The sequence below is a fragment of the Pseudoalteromonas sp. SWYJZ98 genome (assembly GCF_015864495.1).
In the GTDB taxonomy this organism is placed as follows: domain Bacteria; phylum Pseudomonadota; class Gammaproteobacteria; order Enterobacterales; family Alteromonadaceae; genus Pseudoalteromonas; species Pseudoalteromonas distincta.
Window position 1 is genome coordinate 1 of the sequence record NZ_JADYXA010000073.1, and the last position, 4,190, is coordinate 4,190.

Annotated in this window: 7 protein-coding genes and 2 pseudogenes; all 9 read left to right on the plus strand. The window is 62.4% G+C overall.

The genetic code is table 11. The features are described 5' to 3' along the window. A pseudogene (locus I6F10_RS19605) lies at positions 1-805 on the plus strand (hypothetical protein); the annotation flags it as partial. A gap of 1 nt (position 806) precedes the next feature. After that, a complete protein-coding gene (locus I6F10_RS19610; protein ID WP_114488335.1) occupies positions 807-1,367 on the plus strand; it encodes a 3'-5' exonuclease in 561 nt (186 codons plus the stop codon). Further along, complete coding sequence (locus I6F10_RS19615) at positions 1,364-1,639, plus strand: VRR-NUC domain-containing protein (protein ID WP_114488334.1); 276 nt, start codon at positions 1,364-1,366, stop codon at positions 1,637-1,639. The genes I6F10_RS19610 and I6F10_RS19615 overlap by 4 nt, the downstream gene beginning before the upstream one ends. Then, positions 1,636-1,845: a hypothetical protein gene (locus I6F10_RS19620; RefSeq protein ID WP_114488333.1), complete on the plus strand. Its 210-nt coding sequence runs from the start codon at positions 1,636-1,638 to the stop codon at positions 1,843-1,845. The genes I6F10_RS19615 and I6F10_RS19620 overlap by 4 nt, the downstream gene beginning before the upstream one ends. Next, positions 1,842-2,027: a hypothetical protein gene (locus I6F10_RS19625; RefSeq protein ID WP_114488332.1), complete on the plus strand. Its 186-nt coding sequence runs from the start codon at positions 1,842-1,844 to the stop codon at positions 2,025-2,027. The genes I6F10_RS19620 and I6F10_RS19625 overlap by 4 nt, the downstream gene beginning before the upstream one ends. Continuing rightward, entirely contained in the window at positions 2,024-2,368 is a 345-nt protein-coding gene (locus I6F10_RS19630; protein WP_114488331.1) for a hypothetical protein, read from the plus strand. The genes I6F10_RS19625 and I6F10_RS19630 overlap by 4 nt, the downstream gene beginning before the upstream one ends. A 9-nt stretch (positions 2,369-2,377) precedes the next feature. Then, a complete protein-coding gene (locus tag I6F10_RS19635) occupies positions 2,378-2,788 on the plus strand; it encodes a nucleoside triphosphate pyrophosphohydrolase family protein (protein WP_114488330.1) in 411 nt (136 codons plus the stop codon). Between the two features lie 68 nt (positions 2,789-2,856). Continuing rightward, positions 2,857-3,717 carry an SNF2-related protein gene (locus I6F10_RS20570; protein ID WP_442960935.1) on the plus strand — a complete coding sequence of 287 codons (861 nt, stop codon included), beginning with the start codon at positions 2,857-2,859 and terminating at the stop codon, positions 3,715-3,717. Then, positions 3,714-4,190: pseudogene (locus tag I6F10_RS19645) on the plus strand (ATP-dependent helicase); the annotation flags it as partial. The gene I6F10_RS20570 and the pseudogene I6F10_RS19645, both read left to right, overlap by 4 nt.

Sequence of the window (4,190 nt, forward strand, 5' to 3'; positions counted from 1 at the left end):
GGCCATGGAGGTGCCCAAGTACATCCGCGACTCGCTAGGGAAAGTTTCAGACCTCGCCAGCGGGTACATGGGCGGTGTGTCTGGCTACCAGAAGTTCGCGGCGGCCTACAACGTCCGCATGGCCGACTACTGGGGCACTCTGCAGGAACAGGTGTCCCCCGCGCTGATCGCCAAAGCTCACGAAAACCTGAACAAGTGGGGCCGCCCGCAATTGGAGTCGCTGGAGATCAGCGAAACCGAATGGCTCGCCAGCGAGGCGTGCAAACTCGCCTGGCGCGCTCGCCACCCTGCCACCAAAGCCTTCTGGTACGACCTGCAGAACGCGGCCAAGAGCGCCCTCCGGAACTGGGGCGTGGTGTTTCCTGTTGGCAAGTACATCAAGGTGCGCTGCGTGTCCCACAAGGGTCAGCGCTGGATGGTCGTGCGGCTGCCCAGCGGGCGGCTTATCACCTACTTCCACCCGCACCTGTTGGACGACGGAACCATCGCCTACTTCGGCGAGGCAGCCGAGGAAGGCAAGACCACGCGGCAGTGGGTGAAGGTGTTCACACATGGAGGCAAGATGACCGGCAACGTCTGCCAAACCACCTCGCGCGACATCCTGGCGCCAGCGCTGCAAGTGGCCGAGGACAAGGGATACCTGCCCGTCCTCAGCGTGCACGACGAAGGCTTGACCGAAGTGCCCGACACCCCTGAATACGACGCAGACGGCCTCGTGGCGATCCTGTCCACGAACCCCGACTGGGCCCCGGGCCTGCCGCTCTCGGCCGCCGGGTTTGAAACCACTCGCTACTACAAGGGCTGATATGACCACCCAATTTTTCGATCTCATGATTGATACAGAGACTGCGGGCCTCCCGCCCACCGGAGCGCTGATGTCCATCGGCGCAGTGTTCTTCGATATGAAGACGCAGACCCTGGGCCCCACGTTCCTGCGCACCGTGCACCTGGCGACCAGCGTGCGCGATGGTGGCACCATCGACCCGTCCGCGTTCCTGTGGTGGCTGGGGCAGAGCGATGAGGCTCGCCACGGCGTGCGCTTCAACGGGCAGGACATCCGCAAGGTGCTGCAGGACTTCAGCGACTGGATCAAAGAGACCTGCCGCCACGAGGACGTGCGCCCATGGGGCAACTCGAATGCGTTCGATCTGACCATCGTCGGCGGGGCCTACAAGCGCGCCGACATCAAGACGCCTTGGTACTGGACAAATGAAAGAGATTTTCGGACCGTGCGCAACATGTACTCGGCCATCGAGTACAACCCCGCCGACAAGGGCACCGGCGCGCACAACGCGCTGGCCGACGCGCAGTTCCAGGTCGAGCACCTGTTCAAAATCGCCAACCGCAACAAGAAAGCCCCTGCATGACCCGCGAGTCCACCATCGAGCGCGCCGACAAAGAGGCCACCACCGCCCTCGGCGGCCTGAGCCTCAAGTTCGTGTCGCCCGGCCGCGCCAACGTGCCCGACCGCATCAAGCTGTTCCCGGTGCCACCGGAGCACCAGGAGATCGTCGCCCGCTACTTCCGCTTTGCGGAGTACAAGGCGCCCAACAAGAAGCCCCGGCCCGGCCAAGTGCGCGAGCACGACCGCCTGCGTGCCATGGGCTTCGCCGTAGACGTGATCGACCAAGCACCATGAGAAACGAAACCATCAACAAAGCGCTGGCCCACCTGCCCGCCACCCGCGCCGAACTGGCCGAGCGGCTGGGGGTCAAAGAGGCGCAGGCCCGCTCCATCGCCAAGAACCTCATCGACAACCGCTACGCCGAGGAATGGGGTCAGGCGCCCACGGACAAGGGTGTGTGGACTGCCGTGCTGCACGCAACAGGAAAGGTGCCGGTATGAAGAACACCCACGGCGGTACGCGCCCTGGTAGCGGCCCCAAGACGAAACCCATCAACCTCGCCCGCGTGGCCGCCCTGCGCAAGCAGGGGCTCACCCAGGCGGAGATCGTCATCAGCATGGGCAGCACTCGCTGGGTGGTGGCGCAGGCGGTGAAGAAGATCAACTCTGAAAGCAAGCAATGAAGCAAGTGAAAGTGGGAGCCCTGACCTACGCGCAGTTGATCCTGCACATGCTGGAGGGCGTTCACGACTGCCGCACCCTGGCCGAGTTGACGGGCCTACACTACGTCACCGTCCTGCAGTACACCCGCGAACTCCACGCCGCCAAGGCCGCGCACATCTGCGCATGGGACAAAGACGGACGCGGCCGGGACTCCATCAAGATTTACAAGATCGGCCCAGGGCGCGACGCCAAGCGGCAACGTAAGACGGACGCCGAACGGGCGCGAACCTACCGCAGCAAGGCCCAGCATCTGGACATGGTGCAGCGCCTGGCGGGCAGCACTGTTTCCTCAACCAACTGAAAGACCGAAATGACAATTCCCCGCATCAAACAGTGGTTCCAACTTGCCGTACCGGAGCCCACCGACAAAAACCGCGCCGTACAGCTCGGTTGCCACGCGGAAGAGTTCGCCGAGATGCTGACGGCATTGGGCTTCCAAAACACCTCGGCGAACGTCGAACTGTGGGCCAATTACATGAAGAGCGAGTTCCCGGGCGTGATGCAACCAGACCGCACCGAACTGCTTGACGCCATCTGCGACCAGATCGTCACCGCCGTCGGCGTGGCCCACATGTTCGGGCTGGACATCGAGGGCGCGCTGGCCGAGGTCACACGGAGCAACTATTCGAAATTCGTTGACGGCAAGCCGGTGTTCGATGCCAACGGCAAGATTGCCAAGCCACAGTCGTACATCAAGCCTGACCTCACGCCTTTCCTGTGACCCGCTACGCCCCTCGGGTTTATCAGCCCGCCATCACCAATCATATCCTGAACCACCCCCGCTGCTTCGTGGCGGCGTCCATGGGAACCGGCAAAGGGCCGGCCACCCTGGAGGCCCTGTCCATGCTGTTGCTGCTCGGTGAGGTCAAGCGCGTGCTCGTGCTCGGCCCCAAGCGCGTGGCCGTCAGCACGTGGCCCGGTGAGATCGAGAAGTTCAAAGCCAGCTTCGGGCACATGAAGATCGCCGTGGCCGTCGGCGATGCCGATACGCGCCGCGCCGCCATTGGCTCCGACGCGGTGATCGTTACGGCAAATTACGACGTGCTGGAATGGCTGGTGGAGTACCACGGCGCCAACTGGTCGTTCGATTGCATCGTCTGTGACGAAAGCACGAAACTCAAGAGCCTGCGCGTCAGCATCCAGACGAGCAAGTCCGGCAAGAAGTTTCTCACCGGCCAAGGGGGCAAGCGCGCCAAAGCCCTGGCCCGCGTCGCGTTGACCCGCGCCACTCGGTTCATCTGCCTGTCTGGCACGCCCGCTCCGAATGGCCTGGAAGATTTGTGGGCGCAGTATTTTTTCTTGGATTCCGGCCGACGCCTCGGAACCAGTTTCACTGCCTTCAGCCACCGCTGGTTCCGCGCCCGCCCGGGAAGCGACCCGCAGAAGCAACAGATTGAACCGCTACCTTTTGCGGACGAACAAATTCGCGCAGCCATCAAAGACATCACCATCGCGCTGGAGGCGCGCGACTACTTTGACTTACCCGAACTCATCGAGAACGACATCAAGGTTGAGATGCCATCGGCCGCCATGAAGCTCTATAAAAAAATGGAGCAAGAAATGTTCGTGGAGCTGGAAGGCAAGCCCATCGAAGCCTTCAGCGCNTCATCGAGAACGACATCAAGGTTGAGATGCCATCGGCCGCCATGAAGCTCTATAAAAAAATGGAGCAAGAAATGTTCGTGGAGCTGGAAGGCAAGCCCATCGAAGCCTTCAGCGCGGCAGCCCTCTCGCAGAAGGTTTTACAAATCGCTTCTGGCGCGCTCTACACCGACGCTGACGGCGCATGGTCGCTGGTGCACGACGCCAAGATCGAGGCGCTGCAGAGCGTGGTCGAAGAGGCAGCAGGCATGCCAGTGCTCTGTGCGTACCACTTCAAGAGCGACCTGGCGCGCATCTTGAAGGCGTTCCCCAAGGCTGTGCACCTCGGCGCCGACCCGAAGATCATCGACCGCTGGAACGCGGGTGAGATTCAAATGCTCGTGGCCCACCCACAAAGCGCCGGCCACGGGTTGAGTCTCCAGCACGGAAGCAACATTCTGTGTTTCTTCTCCAGCAACTGGAGTCTTGAGGCCAGCGCGCAGATGGTCGAGCGCCTGGGCCCCACCCGCCAGGCGCAGAGC